General features: G+C 66.5%; 21 protein-coding genes and 1 pseudogene. 15 read left to right on the top strand and 7 right to left on the bottom strand.

Going from position 1 to position 21,801, the window contains the following annotated elements; genetic code table 11:
- The first annotated feature begins 18 nt into the window (after positions 1-18).
- The gene (locus ACN9M6_RS03325) at positions 19-954 is read left to right on the top strand and encodes an aminotransferase class IV (protein WP_419161488.1); all 936 of its coding nucleotides are present in this window, start codon (positions 19-21) and stop codon (positions 952-954) included.
- A gap of 47 nt (positions 955-1,001) precedes the next feature.
- On the opposite strand, the gene ACN9M6_RS03320 is transcribed toward ACN9M6_RS03325, so the two are convergent.
- From ACN9M6_RS03320 to ACN9M6_RS03310, 3 genes are all read right to left on the bottom strand, one after another.
- Entirely contained in the window at positions 1,002-2,162 is a 1,161-nt protein-coding gene (locus tag ACN9M6_RS03320; RefSeq protein WP_419161487.1) for a PQQ-dependent sugar dehydrogenase, read from the bottom strand.
- Between the two features lie 168 nt (positions 2,163-2,330).
- Positions 2,331-3,422 (bottom strand): hypothetical protein, encoded by a 1,092-nt coding sequence (locus tag ACN9M6_RS03315; protein WP_419161486.1) that lies wholly within the window; start codon positions 3,420-3,422, stop codon positions 2,331-2,333.
- 3 nt (positions 3,423-3,425) lie between these two features.
- Positions 3,426-5,663 carry a S9 family peptidase gene (locus ACN9M6_RS03310; RefSeq protein ID WP_419161485.1) on the bottom strand — a complete coding sequence of 746 codons (2,238 nt, stop codon included), beginning with the start codon at positions 5,661-5,663 and terminating at the stop codon, positions 3,426-3,428.
- Positions 5,664-5,775: 112 nt separating this feature from the next.
- Here ACN9M6_RS03310 and ACN9M6_RS03305 point away from each other — a divergent pair, with 112 nt between their 5' ends.
- The 10 genes from ACN9M6_RS03305 (at position 5,776) to ACN9M6_RS03260 (ending at position 13,150) form a co-directional block, all read left to right on the top strand.
- Positions 5,776-6,003, top strand: coding sequence for an AbrB/MazE/SpoVT family DNA-binding domain-containing protein (locus ACN9M6_RS03305; protein ID WP_419161484.1), 228 nt, complete (start codon positions 5,776-5,778; stop codon positions 6,001-6,003).
- The gene (locus ACN9M6_RS03300; protein ID WP_419161483.1) at positions 6,000-6,404 is read left to right on the top strand and encodes a type II toxin-antitoxin system death-on-curing family toxin; all 405 of its coding nucleotides are present in this window, start codon (positions 6,000-6,002) and stop codon (positions 6,402-6,404) included. Before ACN9M6_RS03305 ends, ACN9M6_RS03300 begins: the two co-directional genes overlap by 4 nt.
- A gap of 129 nt (positions 6,405-6,533) precedes the next feature.
- A complete protein-coding gene (locus ACN9M6_RS03295; protein WP_419161482.1) occupies positions 6,534-7,715 on the top strand; it encodes a hypothetical protein in 1,182 nt (393 codons plus the stop codon).
- A 100-nt stretch (positions 7,716-7,815) separates the two neighbouring features.
- A complete protein-coding gene (locus ACN9M6_RS03290) occupies positions 7,816-8,232 on the top strand; it encodes a hypothetical protein (RefSeq protein WP_419161481.1) in 417 nt (138 codons plus the stop codon).
- A 212-nt stretch (positions 8,233-8,444) separates the two neighbouring features.
- Positions 8,445-8,696, top strand: a complete 252-nt coding sequence (locus tag ACN9M6_RS03285; protein ID WP_419161480.1) for a hypothetical protein — start codon at positions 8,445-8,447, stop codon at positions 8,694-8,696.
- A gap of 322 nt (positions 8,697-9,018) precedes the next feature.
- Positions 9,019-9,309, top strand: a complete 291-nt coding sequence (locus ACN9M6_RS03280) for a hypothetical protein (protein WP_419161479.1) — start codon at positions 9,019-9,021, stop codon at positions 9,307-9,309.
- Between the two features lie 132 nt (positions 9,310-9,441).
- The gene (locus ACN9M6_RS03275) at positions 9,442-10,029 is read left to right on the top strand and encodes an RNA polymerase sigma factor (RefSeq protein ID WP_419161478.1); all 588 of its coding nucleotides are present in this window, start codon (positions 9,442-9,444) and stop codon (positions 10,027-10,029) included.
- Positions 10,022-10,462, top strand: a complete 441-nt coding sequence (locus ACN9M6_RS03270; RefSeq protein ID WP_419161477.1) for a hypothetical protein — start codon at positions 10,022-10,024, stop codon at positions 10,460-10,462. Before ACN9M6_RS03275 ends, ACN9M6_RS03270 begins: the two co-directional genes overlap by 8 nt.
- Positions 10,462-11,058 (top strand): hypothetical protein, encoded by a 597-nt coding sequence (locus ACN9M6_RS03265; RefSeq protein ID WP_419161476.1) that lies wholly within the window; start codon positions 10,462-10,464, stop codon positions 11,056-11,058. Before ACN9M6_RS03270 ends, ACN9M6_RS03265 begins: the two co-directional genes overlap by 1 nt.
- 70 nt (positions 11,059-11,128) lie before the next feature.
- Positions 11,129-13,150 (top strand): redoxin domain-containing protein, encoded by a 2,022-nt coding sequence (locus ACN9M6_RS03260; RefSeq protein WP_419161475.1) that lies wholly within the window; start codon positions 11,129-11,131, stop codon positions 13,148-13,150.
- A 238-nt stretch (positions 13,151-13,388) separates the two neighbouring features.
- On the opposite strand, the gene ACN9M6_RS03255 is transcribed toward ACN9M6_RS03260, so the two are convergent.
- On the bottom strand, positions 13,389-13,616 hold the full coding sequence (locus tag ACN9M6_RS03255) for a hypothetical protein (RefSeq protein ID WP_419161474.1): 228 nt from the start codon (positions 13,614-13,616) through the stop codon (positions 13,389-13,391).
- Between the two features lie 192 nt (positions 13,617-13,808).
- Between ACN9M6_RS03255 and ACN9M6_RS03250 the strand changes: the two genes are divergently transcribed.
- Positions 13,809-14,252: a hypothetical protein gene (locus ACN9M6_RS03250; RefSeq protein WP_419161473.1), complete on the top strand. Its 444-nt coding sequence runs from the start codon at positions 13,809-13,811 to the stop codon at positions 14,250-14,252.
- Here ACN9M6_RS03250 and ACN9M6_RS03245 read toward each other — a convergent pair.
- Positions 14,233-14,784, bottom strand: coding sequence for a hypothetical protein (locus ACN9M6_RS03245; protein WP_419161472.1), 552 nt, complete (start codon positions 14,782-14,784; stop codon positions 14,233-14,235). The genes ACN9M6_RS03250 and ACN9M6_RS03245 overlap by 20 nt on opposite strands.
- 186 nt (positions 14,785-14,970) lie before the next feature.
- On the opposite strand from ACN9M6_RS03245, the gene ACN9M6_RS03240 reads away from it, so the two are divergent.
- Positions 14,971-17,352 (top strand): DPP IV N-terminal domain-containing protein, encoded by a 2,382-nt coding sequence (locus ACN9M6_RS03240; protein ID WP_419161595.1) that lies wholly within the window; start codon positions 14,971-14,973, stop codon positions 17,350-17,352.
- Positions 17,353-17,563: 211 nt separating this feature from the next.
- Here ACN9M6_RS03240 and ACN9M6_RS03235 read toward each other — a convergent pair.
- A pseudogene (locus tag ACN9M6_RS03235) lies at positions 17,564-18,728 on the bottom strand (IS30 family transposase).
- A gap of 102 nt (positions 18,729-18,830) precedes the next feature.
- Here ACN9M6_RS03235 and ACN9M6_RS03230 point away from each other — a divergent pair.
- Entirely contained in the window at positions 18,831-19,823 is a 993-nt protein-coding gene (locus ACN9M6_RS03230; protein WP_419161471.1) for a KAP family P-loop NTPase fold protein, read from the top strand.
- A 308-nt stretch (positions 19,824-20,131) separates the two neighbouring features.
- Here the strand turns inward: ACN9M6_RS03230 and ACN9M6_RS03225 are convergent.
- A protein-coding gene (locus ACN9M6_RS03225; RefSeq protein WP_419161470.1) for an IS3 family transposase occupies positions 20,132-21,255 on the bottom strand; the annotation gives its coding sequence in 2 pieces (ribosomal slippage) (positions 20,132-20,982 and positions 20,982-21,255; 1,125 coding nt in all).
- Positions 21,256-21,331: 76 nt separating this feature from the next.
- Between ACN9M6_RS03225 and ACN9M6_RS03220 the strand changes: the two genes are divergently transcribed.
- The gene (locus ACN9M6_RS03220) at positions 21,332-21,625 is read left to right on the top strand and encodes an ImmA/IrrE family metallo-endopeptidase (protein ID WP_419161594.1); all 294 of its coding nucleotides are present in this window, start codon (positions 21,332-21,334) and stop codon (positions 21,623-21,625) included.
- Positions 21,626-21,801: the final 176 nt, after the last annotated feature.

Here is a 21,801-nt window from a genome sequence, read left to right as displayed (position 1 = left end):
CTTGCCCCCCGGCGTCCGGTGCGGACATCTAATGGGCCGGGCGGTCGGCGCCGGGCCGACGCGTCGACGATTCCCGCGCACGGAGGCGTTGCCCACATCGGTGCCCACATCATCGTCTACTTGAACGGGGACTACCTCCCCATCGGCGAGGCTGTCGTGTCCGTGGAGGACCGCGGATTCCTGTTCGCGGACGCCGTGTACGAGGCGGTGCCGGCGTACTCGGGCCGTTGCTTCCTGATCGAGCGCCACCTGGCGCGGCTCGCCTGGGGCCTGCGCACACTCAGGATCGAGGCCGACGTGACCCCCCTCGGGGGCGTGGGCGACGAACTCATGGCGCGGAACGACCTTCTCGACGCGGAGTTCTCCGTGTTCTACATGCAGGTGACCCGGGGCGCGGCGCCGCGTACGCACGCGTTCCCGAAAGCGCCGGTCGCGCCCACGGTCTACGCCTTCGCGAAGGAACTCGTCCGGACCACGCCCGAACGCTGGGAGCGGGGGTTCGCGGCCATCACCGTCCCCGACCAGCGCTGGGCCCGGGCCGACATCAAGACCACCGGCCTCCTGCCCAACGTGCTCGCGCAGCAGGCGGCGGTGGAGGCGGCGGTCGAAGACGCCATCTTCATCCGCGAGGGGATGGTGCTGGAGGGGACCCACAATAACGTGTTCGCGGTCATCGGCGGCGAGGTGACGACGGCTCCCGCTACGAACCACATCCTGCACGGCGTGACCCGCGCCTTCGCGCTCGAACTGTGCGAGGAGTTGGGGATCCCCGCCCCGGAGCGCGCCTTCACGGTGGACGAACTCCGGGGAGCCGAGGAGATCTTCTTCACCGGAACGACGACGGAGGTACGCCCCACCGTCGAACTGGATGGCCGGCCCGTGGGGAGCGGACGCCCGGGCGAGATCACCCGGGCGTTGTCGGAAGCCTACCGGCGAGCCGTCGCCCCTGGCTGAAGCCCCATCGAGTACGGCTTACCGCGTATCCGGCAGCCGCCCGACGCCTAGCGCGTCTCGACCGGCTCCATGCGCAGGATCGCGGTCGCTTCACCCCGCCGGCCGTCGATGGCGATGTAGATCAGCCCGTCCGGACCCTGCCGGACATCGCGGATGCGTCCGAGACCCTGGACGAGCGTCTCCTCGCGCACGACCTGCTGCCCGTCGAGCGCGAGGCGGGCCAACTGCTCGCCGGCCATCCCGCCCGCGAACAGGTTCCCCTTCCAATTCGGGAAGCGGTCGCCCGTGTAGAGGAGGAGTCCGGAAACCGCGATCGACGGCACCCAGACGTGGACCGGGGGTTCCATCCCCTCCTTGTGGGTCCCCTCATGGATCGCGGTGCCCGAGCCGTAGTTCACCCCGTAACCCACGACCGGCCAGCCGTAGTTGAGTCCCGGCTGGACGAGGTTGAGTTCGTCGCCGCCCTGCGGCCCGTGTTCCGTGGCCCAGATGTCGCCCGTCTCCGGGTTGATGACCATCCCCTGCTGGTTACGGTGCCCGTAGCTCCAGATCTCCGGGCGGATGTTCGGGTCGCCGACGAAGGGGTTGTCCTCCGGGATCCCGCCGTCCTCGTACACCCGGTTGACGGTGCCGTGATGGTTCGAGGGATCCTGCGCCGGGTGGGCGTAGACGTCACCGCGCGTCGACGCCTGGCGCTCTCCCACCGTGATGAAGAGGTGTCCCTGTCCGTCGAAGACGAGGCGCGAACCGTAGTGTCCCCGCCCCTCGGAGACCGCGAGGAAGATCTCCTCGATGTCGGTGAGGGCCCCGTTCTCGTACCGCCCGCGGATGACCGCCGTGGTCCCGCGCTCCGTCTCGTTCGGCTTCGAGAAACTGAGGTAGAGGAGGCGGTTGTCCTCGAATGCGGGGTGCGGTACGACGTCGAGGAGCCCTCCCTGTCCCGCCGACACGACCTCGGGCACACCCTTCACGGGCTCGGGGAGGAGCAGACCATCGCGGACCACGCGGAGCCTTCCTTCCTTCTCCGTGACCAGCATCTCGCCGTCGGGGAGGAACGCGATCGACCACGGGCGGACAAGGTCCTCCACCACGGGGACGAGCCGGTAATCGTGGTACGCCGACTGCATCACCTCCTGGCCCAGCGCCGGAGTCGTGGTCGACAGAAGAAGCCCGGCGGCGAACATCGCCAGAGGGGTTCGCTTGTTCATCTCATCTCCCGGAGAGGAGTCACCTCATTACTCGTATCGAAACGCGCATCGATATGCCCGCCGCGCACGGCGGCGTAACGGGCGAAAAAGTGTCTCGGCGCCCACCCGCCCAGCAAGGCTTCGCGAGTCTGGACGGCCTTGAAACACCGACGCCCGAAGCAACGTTGGTCAGTCGCTGGCGTCGTCCGCGTGTCGCCGCGCGATCCGGGCGAGCTTCGGCTCGATGGAGGTCATCACCGCCGCGAACAACACGAGTGCCCAGCCTACCGACAGGATCAGGTGCATGCCGACAAGCATTCGGGCACTGGTCGACACCGGGATGATGGCCGCGTAGTCCTGGGCAAGTGCGGTGAAGAAAGCGAAGGACACCCAGTCGGCGAGCCCCGTGCCGGCGTCGGAGAACGCACCCGGGCGAAAACGCTCCAGCGTTCCGTAGAACCCCGCGAAGAGAAAGATGATCGTCAGGTAGCCGGCCGCGAACCCGCCGATGGGGACCCACATGACCCGCAGGTAGGCTGCGAGCTGGCCGTACACCTGAAGCCGCGGACGCAGCCAGGTGGCGGCGGCGCGCCCCACGAGAAACCCGGTCAGCGGAAGCACTACGAGCGAGACGATCAGGATGAGGACGATCCAAAGGACGTGAGCGATGCCCGACAGCCCCACATCTTCCCGTACGACGCCGAACCCGAACAGGAGCCCCATCAAGACAGGCAGCGCAGCCGCGCCGAGGACCAGCAGCCGGGGAGGCCGGGCGTCCCCCCATCCCTCGCGGCGCCGGCTGAGGAGGCCGATCAAGAGCGCCGTCCAGGGCATGGCCAGGAGCGGGACCGCCGCCACCAGCGGCGCCAGGGAGACGTCGCCCACGACCAGCGCGGGGATGAACCCCACGCTCAGCAGGACGGCCAGGATGAACGCCTCCCGGATCACATCCCGATACCCGGAGAGAGACGACCGGCCGAGACCGTCGATCAAGCCGACCGCCAGAGGGAGAAGGGGCGGAATGATGACGCCCCAGCCGACACTCAGCCCTCCGGCCAGGAACGCCGTGACGACGCCAACCATCGAGCCGATCAGGAAGCCGGTCCACGGGCGGCTCCCTGACCCCCCGCGCAGGCCGACGCCCACGCCGACGGCAACCCCACACCCCGCTCCGAGCAACACGTCGGTGTGGACCCCCGTGATCGCGTAACCGCAGGTTACGACAACGAGGGCGACGGCGGCGGCAATCCGGACCCCCAGCCAGATCAGGCGCCTCAGCATGCCCTAGCGCTCCGAGACCACGGTGGGGCCCTCCTCGCCCTCGAGCGTTTCGAGGACCTGGCGCCACTGGAAGTTCTCGCCGATCCCGCGCACGTAGTAGTCCATCCAGGCCATCTCGCTCACCGCCTTCACGAGCCGGTTGCGCGGGTCCGGAATCCCGTGGCTGCGGCCGGGATACATGAACAGTTCGGTCGGCACACCCAGCTTCTTGAGCGCCATGTGGAGTTCGACCGACTGCGGGCTCGGGACGCGCGGATCGCCCTCCACGACGTGGACCATGGTCGGCGTGACCGCATTCGCGATGTACTTGAGCGGGGACTGGTCGAAGTAGGTGTCGAAGTCCTCGTACAGGAAGCCGTCTCCCACGTAGAACTGCCGGTTCCGCTGCACATCGCTCTGCGCATACATGCTGATCCAGTTCATCGTCCCCGCGCCCGAACTGATCGCCTTGAAGCGGTCCGTCTGCGTGAGGATCCAGTTGGACCAGTGGCCGCCCGCGCTCCAGCCGAGAGCGCCCATGCGGTCGCCGTCCACGATCCCCTCGTCGATCAGGTAGTCGACGCCGGCCATGATGTCTTCGTAACCCATCGTGAAGTAGTCGCCGACGATGTCCGTGCGGTGCGCGTTCCCGTAGTTGCGAGAGCCGCGGTAGTTGGGCTTGAGCACGGCGTAGCCCGCGCCCGCGTACACCTGCGCGCTGTAGCCGCCGTTGAAGCGCAGGACATCCGCCGACGCCGGCCCCCCGTGGATCGCGACGATGAGCGGATAGCGCGTCCCCTCCTCGTAGCCGACGGGATAGACGAGGACGCCCCCGACCATCTTTCCGTCAGACGAACGCCAGTCGATCTCGGCTTCCTCCCCGAGGGCTATGTCCCTGACATACGGGTTCACATCGACGAGCTGGGTCCACGCCGAGCGGTCCGGGACATCGTTCACGCTCGCCACGGTGAACACGGTGGGCGGGGTCTTCGGATCGCTGTAGTTGAGGAGGAGGGTGCCGGTGTCATCATCCCGGGACACGGAGAGCGCGGCCCGCTCGTCGGTGAGCTGCCGCACCGCGCCCGTCTCCACGTCGAGCGCGTGCAGCTGCGTCGTCACCTTCACGCCGGCGTTGAAGTAGATCGTGTTCGAGTCCTCCGACCAGAACCCGACGCTCGAACTCTGGTCGAAGTCCGCGCCGAGCTTCCGGAACGCACCGCCCCGGTCTCCGACTTCGCGGATGTACACGCGGTTGTCGGTCATGGAGTAGCGTTCCATCTCATCCGGCGCCGAGAACGCGATCCAGCGGCCGTCGGGGGAGAAGCTGAGCCCGCCCTCGCCGACCTCGTAGTTGTCGGTCAAGCGCTCGATTTCGCCCGTGGCCACCTCCATGAGATAGAGATCGGCGTAGAGCCGCTGCCCCGTGATGTTGCGCTCATAGCGCTCCGGTGAGCCGCCGGTGATCCCGATCCAGCGGCCGTCATCGGAGATCGTGAAGTTGTTGATGCTGTAGGACGGATCGTCGGCCAGGCGCTCCTCGGTGGCCGACTCGACGTCGACGCTCCACAGGCTCGAGAGGGGCGTGATCGCGTTCCGCACGTCGACCGTGAATCCCTCCTCGCGCCGCTTCTTCTCATCCTCATCGAACGCGTCGGGACGCGCGAAGTAGACGCGGCTCCCGTCGGGGGCGAAGTTCCACTGGTCGACGCCCGCCTCGCCGTCGGTCATCTGCTCGGGCTCGGCCCCCGCGAGATCGTCGGCCGGCAGCCGGTAAAGCTGCTCCTGGTTCGACTCTCCGGAGCGATAAACGAGCCAGCCCCCGTCCGGACTGAAGGCGAACCCCGAGACGCCTTCCTCCGCGTCGGTGATCTTCCGGGCCTCGCCCCCATCGTGCCGCATCATGTAGAGCTGGTTCTCGTCCCCGTCCCGGTTGGAGGAGAAGAGGAAAAACGATCCGTCCGGACCCCACGTCGGACTCGTCTCGTTCTTGTCCTCGGTGTAGGTGAGTTGCCGGCTCGACGAGACGCCCTCGTCCAGAGACACGAGGTGGATGTCGGTCTGGGACTCGGCTTCCTCCCAATCGGGGGTGGTGACGGTGTAGAGCATCCACGCCCCGTCCGGACTCGGCGTCCACGAGCCGGCGCGCTTCATCTCCTGAACATCCATGAACGTGAGCGGCCGCTGCTGGGCGGCGAGCGGCGCGTCCAGCGGCAGCGCGAGCACTGCCACGGGAAGGATGAGGGCGACGGGAAGGGAACGCATCTGAACCTCGGCACCAAGAGTGAACTGGAGTCCGTCTCATCATACGACCTTCACCTTGCAGGAACGAGCGGCCTGGAATAGCGTAGCATTGAGGTGCTACTTGGAGGGATTCATGGTTCGAAGCGTGAAACTGAGGCGAATGGGCGGGTCCGTCGGGGCCACGCTGCCACGGGATATGGCGCAACGCCTCCACCTCGAGGCGGGCGATGAAGTGCTCGCGGTCGAGACGGCGAACGGGATCCTGTTGAGCCCCTACGATCCGGATGTGGAAGAGGGGCTGGCCATCGCAGTCGAGGCTCAGAAGCGGTACCGGAGGGCGTTGAGAGAACTCGCGAAGTGACGCGACCGGAGCCGCGCTGGGTTCCCCGACTGGTCGTTGAGGCCGTCCAACTCGACCAGGTTCGAGAGCACGGCGGCCTGATCGGCCTCCGGGACGAGGATGCCCTCGAGGCAGCTCTGGCGCGAGCGCGGCAGAAGTGGACGTACGACCCGGAGTCGGATCTGCCGCGTCTGGCCGCCGGCTACGCCTTCGGAATCGGCACCGGCCACCCCTTCCGCGACGGGAACAAGCGGATCTCGTTTCTGACGGCGGTCATCTTTCTCGGCCTCAACGGATTCGACCTCATCGCGCCCGAAGACGAAGTCGTGGAGAGCATGTGGACTCTAGCCTCCGGCAAGCTGGACGAGGAAGCCATCGCCGACTGGTTCCGCTCGCGTATCGAGCCCCGGCCAGGCGGCTGAGGCCAGGCGTCCGAGTCCACGCGTCTGACAACTCCGCGGCCGGATGTCGTGTCTCCGGTGCGAACGGAGGAAGTTCCGGGCGATCTCCGGGCGCCTCCCGTGCACATCGCGAGGCGAGGAGGCGATCCGGTGATCACCCTTGGCAGGCACGCCGCGTTCGTTGTCACGGCCCTCATCGCCGCACCCACCAGCGGGCAGGAAGTGGTCGAGAGCGCAGCCGCTCGCGACCCCGACCTGACCCTGGCCGCCGAGCCGCTGGTGCGGATCGGCATCGTGGACGGCCCGGTGGAATACATCTTCGGCAACGTGACGGGCGCGGTTCGCCTCGAGGACGGGAGCATCGTCGTGGCGGACGAACAGAGCAGCAACATCCGCCGGTACGACGCGAACGGCCAGCACATGTGGACCAGCGGGCGGTCGGGCGAGGGGCCGGGGGAGTACCAGGGGCTCCGGTTGCTGAGGCACTGTCCGGGAGTGCCGCTGACCGTCTTCGACTGGCGTGTCCATCGGGTCACGCAGCTGGATCTCGACGGCAACCTCATTGCTACCCGCTCACTCGCTTCGGAGGGCGTGTACCCGTACTCGGACCCTGTCTGTTCGCCGGATGACCGCCTCGTGTTCACGCCCATTCCCGCGGACGTCGAGAGCTACGACGAGACCGTACCCGTGGGCGAGCACTACCGCTCGAGTATGTCCCTCATGTCGGTTCAGGGCGACAACGTGGCGACGCTGCTCTCCGGGATCCCGGGCGCCGAGCGTACCCGTCACTACGCCGAAGGAAGCGGTCCGCGGTGGTGGGGGAAGGACATGGTGTATGCGCCCGGTGGCACGGGTGTGTGGTACGGGACGGCGGACGACTACGCACTCGAGCGGGTGGACTGGACCGGACAGGTGACTCGCACGGCCCGCTGGGCCGGCCCTGACCTCACAGTCACGGGCGACCGCGTGGACATCTACCGCGAAGCTTGGCTCGCCAGGTACGACGACCCCGAGCGCCGCCGGGACTTCGAGCGGGACTCCTGGCCGGAGATACGGGATAACCTGCCGGACCGCTTCCCCGCGTACGAAGCGCTCTTCGCGCTGCCGGACGGCGGCGTGTGGGTCAAGACCTTCGTCTGGCGGGCCCCCGGAGAGGAAATGCACCTTCTGGGCCGGGACGGAGCGTGGGTCCGACGTCTCACTTTGCCCAGCAACGCCGTCGTCCTGGACGCCGGCCGCGACTGGGTTCTCCTGCGCCAGCGCGACGAACTGGACGTCCCCACCGTGGCCGTCTACGAACTGGTGGAGACGGGGCGGTTGAGAGCACGTTGAGGGTTCCATGGAACGTGAGTAGGGTGAAGCCGGAACCCGCCCCATGGACCGCGCCGGACCGTATGCCGTACGAGAACCTGAAAGTGATGGAGTTGGGACGTTGATCCCCACGATCACCAAGGAAAACCTGCCGGAGATCAGGGAACTTCTCCAACACATGGTGTGCGAGACCTTCCCGAACGTGACGTTCACGGACATCTGGGTCCGGGGACGCGAGTCGTGGTACGGCGATGAGGTCGTGGATATCTGGTCGGTCTACGAAGGAGATGTGGGCCAGATCGACCCGGACGTCAGGAACCGGTTCGGAGTGCGCGTCCTCGATGCACTGCGGGAACTGGGAATCACGGCTTCGCCCGTTACGCGCTTTATTACAAAGGCCGACGTGGGAGACAGAATACCCGAAGGCTTTGATCTTGAAGATATGGGCCGCGAGGCCGCTTCCAGCTGGGCGTGGCGAGTTGCGGAACGTTCGCCGAAGAGGAGAGACGGGCGCAGATCCCGGGAGGCCTCCCGCTGAAGGCTTCCGATCTTCTGAGGTCAGCAGAGAGACAGCTTCCCTCCGGTCGCGGCAGGCCGCTCGAGACCGATCTTCGGCGTGCGGCGAGCACCGCATACTACGCGCTGTTTCACCGCTTGGCGCAATGCTGCGCGCACGCGGTCGTGGGTCCACAACGTGACGCAGTGGGGAAAGGCGCCTGGCGGCGAGCGTACCGCGCCCTCGATCACGGGATGGCCCGCCGCATGTGTTCTCATCCGAACATCCGAGACTTCCCCGACGAGATCCGAGATATCGCCGAACGCTTCGTTGATCTGCAGGATGTCCGGCTGTCCGCCGATTACGATCCTTACGGTACTCTGTTCAAGTCGGATGTGGAGGACTTCATCGCAAGCGCCCGCGGGGCCTTGCGGGCCTTCGAGAACGTAAGCCGCCAGAACCAACGGGCCTTCGCGGCCCACCTACTGTTCAGGCCGCGACCTTGAAGCGATTCGCGCTGGGTGCGATGCGGGTGCCGACGAGTCTCCGGCGCACCCTGTTGCTTGTCGCTGGTACGGATCGGCATCGTCGACGGCCCGCTGGAGTACGTCTTCGGTAACGTGACCGGCGCGGTTCGCCTCGAGGACGACAGGGCGACGGACCCGGCGAGTACCAGGGCCTTCGCCTCCTGCGGAACTGTCCGGGGGCGGCGATCACTGTCTTCGACTGGATTCTGCACCGCATTATCGAGCTGGATCGCGAAGGGAACGTGGTCGACACGCGCGCGCTCAACTCGGCCAGCGTGAATCCCGACGGCGAGACAGAAGCGTGGGCGAGTCCTATCGCTGGCTCGTGGACCGCCTGCCCGAGCGTTTCCCGGCCTACGAATCCCTCCTCGCGCTGCCGGACGGCGGGATATGGGTCAAGAGCCACGCTTGGAGGGCGCCCGGTGAAGAACTGCACCTCCTGGACGCGAACGGCGTGTGGCTGCGGCGCCTAACGCTCCCCAGGGGCGCGGCCCTCCTCCACATCGGCCCCGACTGGGTGCTCCTGAGCCAGCGTGACGAACTGGATGTCCCGACCGTGGCCCTCTACGAACTGGTGGAGAGCGTCAGATAGTACGAGGGTTCGCGACGGACTACGTCGTACTGACCGCGCGGCTACTACGACGGCACGCCAGGTAAACGCTCCTCCCTCTGACGGCGTCTCACTTCTCGAAACCACGCGAGGGGGAAAGGGACCGAGAGCCCGATGCTCTCCGACCGAGAAATCCTGGAGTTAGCCGAACGGGCCAGGAAGGGAGAGCGGGGGGCGCTCGAGACGCTGGCGGGCGCTCTCCGTCCCCTCGTATGCCGGTGGGCCCTGGTCATGACCGGCGATCCGGATGACGCAGAGGATGTCGCTCAGCTCGTCCTGGTGAAGACGCTGAACTCGATCGCGAGCTTCGATGGTCGTGCCAAAGTCACGAGTTGGGTCTACCGGATTACGCGGAACGCCAGCCTGGATCACCGGCGGGCGAAGCGGCAGGAGCAACGGCTGGCCGAGAAGGCGGAATTGTTGGCCGAGGCCAGGACGCCGCAGTTTGACGATCCGCTGGACAAGATCGAGATGAAGAGGACGCTGCGACTGATTCGGACGCTGCTGCGAGGGCTGCCCATGACACAGCGGGAAGTCTTCGATCTGGTGGACCTGCAGGGACTGAGACCCGCCGAGGCGGCGCGGCTGCTGGAGATGAACCCGAACACGCTGCGGGTACACCTGCTTCGCGCGCGGCGCAGGATGCGGAAGGAGATGTTGGCGCAGCCCGGGGAGACGGAAACCAGGGGGACTGATGGCTGAGCGTGACGGCGGGCCGAAGGGTCTGGAGGACGGCATCGATACGGCCATCGGCTCGGACTCCCGGGAGCATCGGGACGCCCAACGAATCGCTCGGGACGAACGGAACATGCACGCCGTTCTGTCGGCGATGGCAAACCAGCTAGGCGAAGGCCTGCCCAACGTGCCGCATGAGCACGCCCTGCCCGTGCACCGACGACCCGCGTGGCGCAGGCGGGCCGTGGCCGTGGGGCCGCTCGCGGCGGCGGCGGTCGTGGCGGCCCTGATCCTGTTGCCCGGCGGCGTCATCGAAGAAGGCGGCGCCCCCCCCACGTCCCCCCCACGGAGCATGGTGAGCGAAATGGATGTGGAGGCCGACAGGCCGTTCGTGGTCTTCCCGACGAATGATCCCGACATCGCCGTCGTATGGCTGCTCAGCCCGGAGGAGAGTGACTGATGATCGAGTACGTGAAACGAAGTATCCGATATGCCTTGATCATGCCGCTGGCCTTCGGCCTCCATCCCGGCGTCGCGAGCGCGCAGGAGCGCGAGGATGCCGCGGAGACCGTCCAGAACGTGCAGCTCATCTTTCACCTGGTCGAGGCGGACGGTTTCACCGATGACGACCCCGAGATCAGCGACGTTGTGAGCGAACTCAGGAAGCTCTTCAACTTCCAGGGATACCGGCTCCTGTCGACTTCGATGCTGAACGTCGGCCTGGCACGGATCTCAAACGTCAGCGTTGGCGGCAGCGGGTCCCAGAGAATCTTCGCTGACGATTCCGAGACACCCTTGGCGATCCACGCCGAGGTCACCGCACGCCGTTCCGAGAGGACTGTCCGTGCCAAGGTGATCCTCACCGAAGGGGCTTCCGGCTCCTCGAGGTATGAGGGGCGTGAGGGAGGGGTCGTCCTGATGGGGTTGTCGGGGCCCCTTCTCGAGGCATCGGTCACGATCCGCGACGGTCAGAGGGTGGTGTTGGGATCGGCTCGCCGCTCCGCGGGGGAACCCGTGCTCATCCTGATCGTGAGACCCAGAATGGACCCGACGTGATCACCGCGTCGTGCGACCCATCCCGGCATCGCCCGCGTCTGGGCGACTCAACGTCCACAGGAGCGAATCCATGAGACGGCATCTGACCCTCACGGGGGTGTGTCTATCGGTCCTGACGGGTTGCGGCGACTCCCGCTCGCACGCCGAACTGGTGGCCGACGCGGCCGCCGACGCGGCCGCCATCGAGTTCGAGCGCGCCATGGCCCGCTATGACTCGGCGCGCGCCGCATCACCCGATGACGCCGATGCACACCGGCAGTACGCCACGCTGGCCAGCGACTTCAGTCTACATGCGGAAGCCGCGCGGGCCTGGCAGCGGGTGCTCGAACTGGAACCCGGCGATTCCGCTGCGTGGGAAGGCTACATCCACGATCTTCGCTGGGCCGGCATCTTCGAAACCGATCGGAGGTACGGGGAGAAAATCCTCCAGATCCTCCCCGAGGCACTCCGCCGCGCGCCGGACCGGCCCGTCATCTACAACGAAGCACAGGACGCGGCGGAGGACCTCGGACAGCTCGACGCGTACGGCGCGATCCTCGCCGAGATGCGGGCGATGCGGCCGGATGACCAGATCCTGCTCCACGCCGCCGATGCGCTCCGTGTCGCGTTCGCTGAACGGGAGGAGCGCGAACGGGCACAGGTCGTGAGGGATTTGATCGGGGCCGCGCTCGACGCGCTCGCGGCCGAGGCCGAAGACGATGCGGACGTCGCGGCCCCGGTTCTGTACCGGCTCGCGGCGGGATACGACGACTTCGGGATCCTCCGACGGGAAGAGGACGCGGATCGCTGGCTGGAACGACTCGAGGCGGCGCCCGACCGGGGAGTGTTGGCGGACGACCTGCGGTACTGGGACTTGACGAGCGACTTCGAGATGGCCCGGCGCGGGTATGCGGATAGTACGGTCGACATGGGGCGCCTCGCCGCCGAGGGGTTGAAGTCACGGGATCTCGGGCGCCGCGGCGCGTGGGTAGACCGCAACCACACGGTTGTGACGCAGCGTGCGCTCGCTTCAATAACCGGTGATGCGCCGAGCAGCAGGACGGTGTGGGGGGCGGCGACCGTCGCGGCGGAACCCCCGCACGCGCCGCTCGAACCGGAGGTGGCCGGGCGGCTGTTCGATGCCTCGATGGCCGTGGTCCGCTGGCGGGAGGGCGTGTTCTCGGCGCTCCGCGGCCTGCTCTACTTCGGGATCGAGCCGCAGACCGTGCTCGAGGAAGCGATCGCGATCGAGGAAGACCTGCGAGCACACCGTCCCGGATACCTGTACCCCGGCCTCCGGGGCGACGCGCGGGAGCGGTCGCGGCAGGTTGCGATCGATCGCGCTCGCATCCTCCAGGCTCGCGCACTCACGCAACTCGGGGAGATCGAAGCGGCCGGCGAGCTGTTCGAGCAGATGGCGAACGAGTCACGGGATGCCACCACGCTGGGAGCCTACGGGCGTCATCTCCTCCGCACGGACCGGCCAGTGGAGGCCTTGGACGCCTTCGTGGAGGCGATGGCCTTCGGCGGATCCTGGTTCGAGGGCCTCGCTGAAGAAGCTGCCACTGCGGCCGACCTCCCTCCCGAAACTGTCGAGGAGCGGCTCGCCGTGCGCCGCCCCGTGGTGGAGGAGGAGATGGAATGGCGGGAACTCGGGCAGCGCAGCGAGCGCGAGGCCCCGGAGTTCGCGATCGCGGACCAGGACGGGGTCGAGTGGCGGCTGAGCGACCTCGAGGGGAAGATCGTCGTGCTCAAGTTCTGGGCTACGTGGTGCGGCCCGTGCATCGAGGAGTTCCCGCACTTCGTCGAACTCCTGAAGACGTATGAAGACGACGAAGATGTCGTGTTCCTCACCGTGGCCACGGCGGGGTCTCCGCGCGAACAGGTGGCGCGGCAGATCGAGGAGGGCGGCTTCACGTTCCCCGTCCTCTTCGACGAGCAGGGGCTCGCCCTGGACTACGAGATCCTCGGCTATCCGACGACGTTCTACCTGGATCAGGCGGGCGTCATCCAGTTCAAGCGCGAAGGCTTCGAGGAGGCCGGCTACGAGGAAGGCGTCGCCCGCCGCATCGACGCGCTACGCACGACCGTTGACGCGTCGGCTTCGCCTTGACGGCAGCCAATCCACGGCCCGTGATCGCGCCTCACTCCTCGGCAGCCTCTTTGTGCCGCTCCGCGATGAACGCATCCACAACGCTTCCGTCCGTCCGCTGTCTGCTCCGGGCGAGGTCTTGATAGCGACGGATGGCGTCATCGGTCGTGTCCACCCCGGGGGTGTCCCTGGATTCGGGCAGGCGGCGCTCCGGTAGGGGCGGAGCGGGCTCCATCCCCAGGACCAGGTGCCAATACGATCACGAGCGAGGATCGAATATCCCGGGATGAGCCTGCCTCAAGGCGGCCCGGAAGTCGTCGTCGTCGAAATGCGACCGGGCGACGAGGATGTCCTCGACCGTACCCCAGGTCATGACGTGGTTCAGGAAGAGCACGGGGTCGCGCAGCGTCTCCTCTGGCGGCTTGAACCACACCATGCGCTTTGCCACGCGAAGAAGCTCAGGATCTTGCAGCGCGTCGGTCATCATTCGGTTTCATCGCCCCGTTCACGCACGGCCAGCCCGCGTCGATTCCCCGGAGGCCACCATTGCAACCTATCGACCGCCGTCCTCCGCGAAACCGGTCACACACCGTAGTTGGGGGTACGTTGGGGGTCCGGTGCAACGTGGGTGCGGTGAAGGTCGGATCGCCTGTGGAACCCGGCGAAAGGAGATCGGACGATGATTGCCACGATTACGAAGGACAACCTGCCCGAAATCAGGGAGCTGCTCCGGCGAATGGTGCGGGAGACGTTCCCGGAGGTCACGTTCACGGACATCTGGATCCGCGGACGCGAATCATGGTACGGCGACGAGGTCGTGGATATCTGGTCCGTGTACGAAGGGGAGGTGGGCCAGATCGACCCGGCTGTCAGGAACCGGTTCGGAGTGCGCGTCCGCGATGCGCTGTGGGAGCGGGGGATCACGGCGTCGCCCGTGACGCGCTTCATCACGAAGTCCGATGTGGGAAACAGAATACCCGAAGGCTTCGATCTCGAAGATCTGGGCCGGGAGGCCGCTACCAGTTGGGAGTGGCGGGTGGCGGAACGTTCGCCGGACGGGGGGGACGGTCATGATGCGACCACGCACGGGACAGGGCAGATGTTTACCGGCCGAGCCCGATGACCGCCTCGACGGCCCCGCGCAACCCGGCATAGGACACGTCCCGCGGGCCTAGTGTCAGGAGAGGGTTAAGCCTGATTTTCTGCTGTTCAGGTCTCTCGGAGTCGAGCCTGGAAGTGGCGAGGACGAGGAACCGCCACTCGTCAACATCGAGCGGATCGGGGCTCGGGCGGTCGGGGTTGCCGAGGACACAGAAGACATAGGCTCTCGCCGTACGACGCGGCGGATCGTAAGTCTCCGTCTCGTTGGTCAGGGGATCCCATGCCTGCTTGCGCGGCGCGATATCGAACTCGATGACCGATGGCCGCGCCTGAGGCCAGCTTTGCCAGTAGGCTGCGCTCTTCACCTCGATCGCGTGACCTTCGCGTGTGAGGACGTCGAAGGCGCCCCATTCGAGCCGGGGGGTCTCCGCTGTTCCGAGTGCGCGGGCGACCAGAAACTCGGCCATGACGCCCCTCTGCGCGTTGCTAAGAAGATCCGAGCCGCTCCAACGCCAATAGTCGCGCAGTGTGAAATCCGCCGCCTTGCCGGCCACCCGGAAAGACTCGCGGCCGCTTCTAAGGCTCGGCGGGTGACTTCGCCGATCAACCGTCCGGTGAGGCAAGTCCTTCATGGCAGATGCCCCGTCATGGCAGTTTCGCGGTGGCCCGTCGAGCCGGCAGCCGACATCTTCCTTCCCGCTGCGCAGTCGTCGTGTCCCCAACCGGGAGGGTCGGTGATCATGTTTCGCGTGTCCAGCGTACGTCGCACTTCGGACTCCTCGGCGTACTCCCTCCCACGCCCGGTAGTTGCCACGTTCGTTCTGTCGGCAGTTCTCTCGGTCCCCGCCTCCTCGGCTTCCGGGCAGGAATCTACCGAAGCGCTGGCGGAGGCGGATTACGCACGGGCGGAAGGGCGGCTCGGGAACCACACGAACCCGCTCGTGCTCGGGGCTTCCGTGCTCCCCGTCTGGCTGGACGACGGGCGGTTCTGGTATCGGAACCGGTTCGAGGGTGGCACCGAGTACGTCATCATCGATCCGGCCGCGGGGACGCGGGAGCGCGCCTTCGACCATGCGCGCATGGCCGCCGCGCTCACCGGGGCGAGCGGCGGGGAGTACACCGCCTTCGCGCTCCCGTTGGGAGATCTCGCTCCGGAGGCTGGGTCGGTTCGCTTCGAGGTCGAGGTCGAAGGGGAGACGTACACCTGCGGGCTCGACCCCGACCGCTGCGAGGCGGTGCCGTCGCCCGAGGCCACGCCGGCCGGCCGCTTCGACATCGTGTCGCCCGATGGGGCGAAGGCGGCCTTCATCCGCGACCACGACCTGTGGCTCCGCGACCTGACGACGGGAGAGACGGCCCAGCTCACCGAGGATGGGATCGAGAACTTCGGCTATGCGACGAACAACGCGGGCTGGGTGAAGAGCGACCGCCCCGTGCTCAAGTGGTCTCCCGACTCGCGCCGCATCGCGACCTTCCAGCACGACGGCCGCGGCGTGGGGATGATGTACATGGTCACGACCGAAGTCGGGCACCCCGAACTGGAGGCCTGGCGCTACCCGCTCCCGGAGGACTCGGTCATCTTCAGGATCCACCGAGTGGTGATCGATACGGAGGCGCCGGCGGGAAGCCGCGTCGTCCGCCTGGACATGCCCCCGGACCAGCACCGCTCCACCGTGTGCGACCATGTCGCGTGCCGCGGGACCTTCTCGGACGTCGAGTGGAGCACCGACGGCTCCCGGCTCGTCTTCGTTTCGAGTTCGCGCGACCACAAGCGGGCGCTCGTCCGCGTCGCCGACGCGAGCACGGGCGCGGTCCGCGACCTGTTCGAGGAGGTCGTGGAGACGTTCTTCGAGTCTCACGCCAACTGGCGCTATCTCTCCGCCTCCGACGAGATCCTCTGGTACTCGCAGCGGGACGACTGGGGACACCTCTACCTCTACGACGCGAGCAGCGGGGAACTGAAGCGGCAGGCAACGTCGGGCGCCTGGAACGTCGACCGCATCGAGAGGATCGACGAGGAGGCCCGCGAGATCCTCTTTATGGGGAACGGGCGGGAACCGGGCGATCCCTACTTCCCGTACCTCTATCGCGCGTCTCTGGACGGGGGCGAGGTCTCGCTGCTCACGCCCGACAGCGCGAACCACGTGGTCTGGCTGGCGCCGGACGGGGAGACGTTCGTCGACCAGTACTCCACGCCCACGATCCCGCCGGTGACGGTCGTGCGGAACATGGACGGCGAAGTGCTGCAGACCGTCGAACAGGCCGACATCTCGCGCCTGGAGCGGGCCGGCTGGCAGCCGCCCATCCCCTTCACCGTGAAGGCCCGGGGTGGGGAGACCGATCTGTACGGGTTGATGTTCCGTCCCTCGAACTTCGATCCGACCGCCAGGTATCCGGTCATCAACTACCTCTACCCGGGGCCGCAGAGCGGGAGCGTGGGCCCGCGCAGCTTCCAGGCGGCACGTCGCGACCTGCAGTCGCTGGCCGAACTCGGCTTCGTCGTCATCGAACTCGACGCGATGGGGACGCCGAGGCGGTCGAAGACCTTCCAGGACGCCTACTACGGGAACATGGGCGACAACGGGCTGCCCGATCAGATCGCCGGCATCCGCCAACTGGCGGAGCGCCACGCCTGGATCGATATCGACCGGGTCGGGATCTACGGACACTCCGGCGGGGGCTTCGCCTCCACCTCCGGGATCCTGCGCTACCCCGACTTCTACAAGGTCGCCGTCTCCCAGGCGGGGAACCACGACAACCGCAACTACGAGGACGACTGGGGCGAGAAGTACCAGGGGCTGCTCGAGGAGTACGCCGACGGGGTCACGAACTACGACAACCAGGCGAACCAGCTCGTGGCGGAGAACCTGAAGGGCAAGCTCCTCATCGCGCACGGCACGATGGACACGAACGTCCCACACTCGAACACGATGCTCGTCGTGGACGCCCTCATCGCCGCGAACAAGGACTTCGATCTCCTGCTCTTCCCGAACCGCGGCCACGGCTTCGGCAACGAGCCCTACATGATGCGCCGCCGCTGGGACTACTTCGTCCGCCACCTCCTCGGCGCCGAGCCGCCCCCGGACTACGAGTTTGGACGGATCCAGCCCCTGGTGCCGTAGACCGGTGCGTGTCTGCGTTAGTATCTCGGAGATGTACGAGCGCCGCAGGTAGTACCTTCGACCCGACTGCTCATGGCCACTAATCCCGTACCCCCAGCCTTCATGAGGCAACCTCGACAGGAGAAACCGCACGTGTGCCCCTCAAGCACGGCCTTTGGCGCCGACGAGCCGATCTCAACCTCTCGCGACCTCTGGACTTACCCCGGCGGTCTCAACCGGTGAACGCAACGGTCCTGGCGAAGACTTCACATGGTTTCAGCCAGTGGAGGGTTTGTCGAGGGCGGCCGTTGAGCTGCCGGGCGACGGCGTCGAGGTCGGCCTGCGAGTGCGTGGAGAGATCGGTGCCCTTGGGGAAGTATTGGCGGAGCAGGCCGTTGGTGTTCTCGCTGGTCCCGCGCTGCCAGGGGCTCCGCGGATCGCAGAAGTAGACCGATACGCCGCTCTCGATGCCGAAGCGGACGTGCTCGGCCATCTCCTTGCCCTGGTCCCACGTGAGCGAGCGCCTGAGCTGGTCCGGCAGCGTGACCATCCGCTCGACCAGCGCGCGGCGCACATGCGGGGCCGTCCGTCCGCCGGGAAGGTGCAGAAGGAGCACGTAGCGGCTGCGGCGCTCGACGAGGACTCCGATCGCGGATCGTCCCAGCTTGCCGAGGATCAGGTCCCCTTCCCAGTGGCCCGGCACGGCCCGGTCCGCGGCCTCGGCGGGCCGCTCGGAGATGGAGACCATGTCCTTCAGCCGCCCCTCTCCGGGCCTGTGCCTCGGGGATCGTCGTCGCGTCCGGCCGGTGCGCAGGCAGGCCGTGAGTTCCTTTCTGAGCGCTCCCCGCGTCTGCACGTACAGCGACTGGTAGATCGTCTCGTGAGACACGCGCATCTCGGGATCCGAGGGATGATCGAGCCGAAGGCGATGGGCAATCTGCTGCGGAGACCAGCGCTCGGCGAGCAGACGCTCCACCTTCCGCCGCAACCGGGGGCACCGGGCGAGCTTCGCCACCTTCGGGCGCCGGGCCTTCCCGGACGCCCGTCGCTCCGCCCTCCAGGCCCGGTATCGTTTTCTCGAGCCGTTGGCGGCAACTTCGCGCGAGATCGTCGACGGCGCCCTGCCCAGACGCAGATCTGGCGATCGCCCGGTACGAGTCTCCCGCCGTCAGGCCCCGCGAGATCTCCTCTCGCTCGGCAACCGTAAGGTGGTGCGGCGAACGATTTCGACCCCGGGGCGCGAGTCCGCCGGTGCGTATCAACAGCCGTTGGATCGACTTGGTCGAACACCCGACCGCCGCGGCGATCTCGGCGTGTGTTTGCCCGTTCTTGATCCGGTCCCCGATCTCGACCCGGTCCGCTTCGCTCAGCCTCCCGTACTTCTCCCGTTGGCGCATCGCATACCTCCCGGCAGTTGAACAGCCGCTGCCAAGATGTTGCGTTCACCGCTTGAGACCGCCGGGGTAACTCCACTCCTTTCTCGGTCGGAACTCGTAGATGTGATTGCGGCGCATCTCTTGGCAAGCAGCAGCGAGGAGCCGCTCGTGCTCGCTCTACATGCTCCCTGGGGTGCCGGCAAGTCATCTTTCCTGAACCTCCTCCATGAAAGTCTTGAGACAACCGATTCGTCCGCAGGAGACCCGTCTCCCACGCTCATCCGGTTCAACCCCTGGCACTACCATACCATCGACCAACTCGTTCACCTCTTCTTCGATCAGCTAGCCCGAGGCATCGACCAAGATGAACGCATCGCAGACCGTCAGAGCATCGGGCACCTCCTCACCGCGACCGCAGACGTCCTCACTGCCGTTCCCGCACTTACCGGTCCTCTTCTCTTGCTGCAGCCCTTCTTGACTAAGGCGTTGCGAGGATTCGGCGACGAGCTCAAGAAGCCCAAGTCCATCCACGAACTCAAGAACGATCTTGACATGGCACTACAAGCCTTGGGGCGGCGAGTCATCGTCTTCGTGGACGACATAGATCGCCTCGAACCGGATGCAATACGCCTCCTGTTCCGCGTGATTCGACTAAATGCAAATTTTCCTAACGTAACATACGTACTCGCGTTTGATCGCGGCGTTGTGGAAAACGCGTTAGATGGCGTCGGCTCGGGACGCGGGCGGCATTATCTCGAAAAAATAGTTCAGATATCCTTCGACATTCCTGAGCCGGAACGAGAGACCATTCAATCGATCCTTGACGATAGACTGGACGCGGTGGTGTCGTCCATCGACGCGAGAAACTTTGATGGGCAGCGCTATCGCTCGTTGTCACGGAACGGCTTCACGGCTCATTTTCGCACGGTTCGTGCGATCAAACGCTATACGAACGGGCTTCGTTTGACACTCCAACCAGTGGCTGAGGAAGTAGATCCAGTTGATTTTCTTGGCATAGAACGCATACGACTATTTCATCCGGAGCTACATGAGGAAATGGCCAAAGCGAAGGATCTGCTGACATCGGACGGTTGGCTATCCGAACTTCTGATGTGATTGAGGTGGTCTTACTTCGTTGGACAGTCCGAGGGCAAAGTTAAGGTGGATTCCGAGTGGTTGTGAGAGCCCTCGGGAGCCTTCGCCGTGTGTTCTCTCGGGGTGGATGCTCCACCCATGGGTCCTCCCCCGGCAGGGGAGGGACAGGTTCCAAAATGAACCCCGGCCGGCGGGAGGGGAACCCGGCCGGCGACGGGGGCTTGGCCGCGGGCGGAACGAGGTGCGCGGCATGGGGAGATCCCATGCTTCTCCCGCGCCCCGCTGCTGCTTTACCAAGGCGACCGTCGGCGCATGCCGAGATCCGCCGTTCACACCGCCCCCTCGCCGTTGCGGTAGGCCTCGCCCGGCGTCCGCCCGCCGAGGGACGAATGCGGGCGCACCTCGTTGTAGAAGTCGAACCACGAGCCGATGATGCGTTCGGCGTCCAGCCCGTCGCGGAGCTCGTGAAGATACACCGCTTCGTACTTCAGCGACCGCCACAACCGCTCGATGAAGATGTTGTCGAGGAAGCGGCCCCGGCCGTCCATCGAGAACGCCGCGCCCGCCGCCAGCACCCGGTCCGCGAACGCCTCGCTGGTGAACTGGGCGCCCTGGTCGGTATTCAGGATCTCCGGAGCCCTCCAGCCCAGCGCGTGGTCCAGGGCCTCGACGCAGAACGACGCGTCCATCGTGTTCGACAGCCGCCAGGCGAGCACGTGCCGGGTCGCCCAGTCCATCACGGCCACGAGGTAGAAAAAGCCTTGCGTCACCGGGACATAGGTGATGTCCGCGCACCACACGTGGTCCGCCCGCGAGATCGCCAGGCCCCGCAGCAGATAGGGGAAGACCCGGTGCTCCGGACTCGCCACGCTCGTGCGCGGCCGCCGGTAGGTCGCCTCCACCCCCATCAGGCGCATGAGCCGCCGGATCCGGTGCCGGCCCGCGGTCGCCCCCTCACGGCGCAGATGCCGCATCAACTGCCGGCTCCCGTAGAACGGATACGCCATGTGCAGCTCGTCCATGCGACGCATGAGCGCCAGGTTCTCCGCGCTCTCCCCCTTGGGCCGGTAGTACAGCGACGACCGGCTCACGGCCAGCAGCGCGCACTGCCTTGAAAGACTCAGCGGTCCGTCCCGCTCGATCATCCGCCCCCGCTCCGCCCGGCTCAGCGCTTGAGCCCGCGCCGAAAAAAATCCCGCTCGACCGTGAGCTCCCCGATCTTGGCGTGCAGGTCCCGGATCCTCGCCTCGTGTTCCTTGGCGAGCTTGCGGCCCGCGCCCCCGGCGAACACCTCCGGCAGCCCCTCGAGCAGCTGCCGCTTCCACGTGCTCACCTGGTTGGGATGAAGCTCGTGCCGCCTCGCGATCGCCTGCACGCTGTCGCGTTCCCGCAACGCCTCGAGCGCTACCCGCGCCTTGAACTCCGGCGTGAACCGCCGTCTCTTCCTGGCCATCTCGGTGCCTCCCGTTCCTTCCTGGAATCCACCTTAACGACCTGTCCAAAAAACTGGGACCACCTCAGCTCACGAGATCGGGCACGCCGTTCTCCACCCGCGTGAAGTCAAGTTAGGCCAGGAAGCGCCGGAGGCCTTGGCCTTGCAACGAGCTTCGAGACAGAGCTTGCCAGCTTTCCGCGACTCGGAGTGGCAGGCCCACACGTTCGCCGGAGCCATCCTGGTGCCCGTGGCAACCCTTCATACGCCTTCCGACCGAGATACCGTCCGACTCGCCGATGTGTACGACGTCAGCGTCCCTTTGATTACGTCTCATCTTCGCCGATGCCGCAAGCTGCTATCCCCTACCGTCCGTAGGCCACGCGCGTGACCGGGCGAGTCTTCAGAATTTCACTAGATGCGGAGCGCCTCCCGGACCGGTGCGGGAAGATCTGAACCACAGGTCCGCGGATGCGCGAAAGGGAGGAGTTCGGCCAGCGCCCGTTCAGTTCCGCCACCCAGTCGGCCTTCGCGAAGTGGCCGACCCCCACAGTGAGGGGCGTCGCC

This window comes from Candidatus Palauibacter sp. (assembly GCF_965197445.1).
In the GTDB taxonomy this organism is placed as follows: Bacteria; Gemmatimonadota; Gemmatimonadetes; order Palauibacterales; family Palauibacteraceae; genus Palauibacter.
Note: the sequence above shows the minus strand (reverse complement) of the source record. Positions and strands in the feature narration are given on the sequence as shown.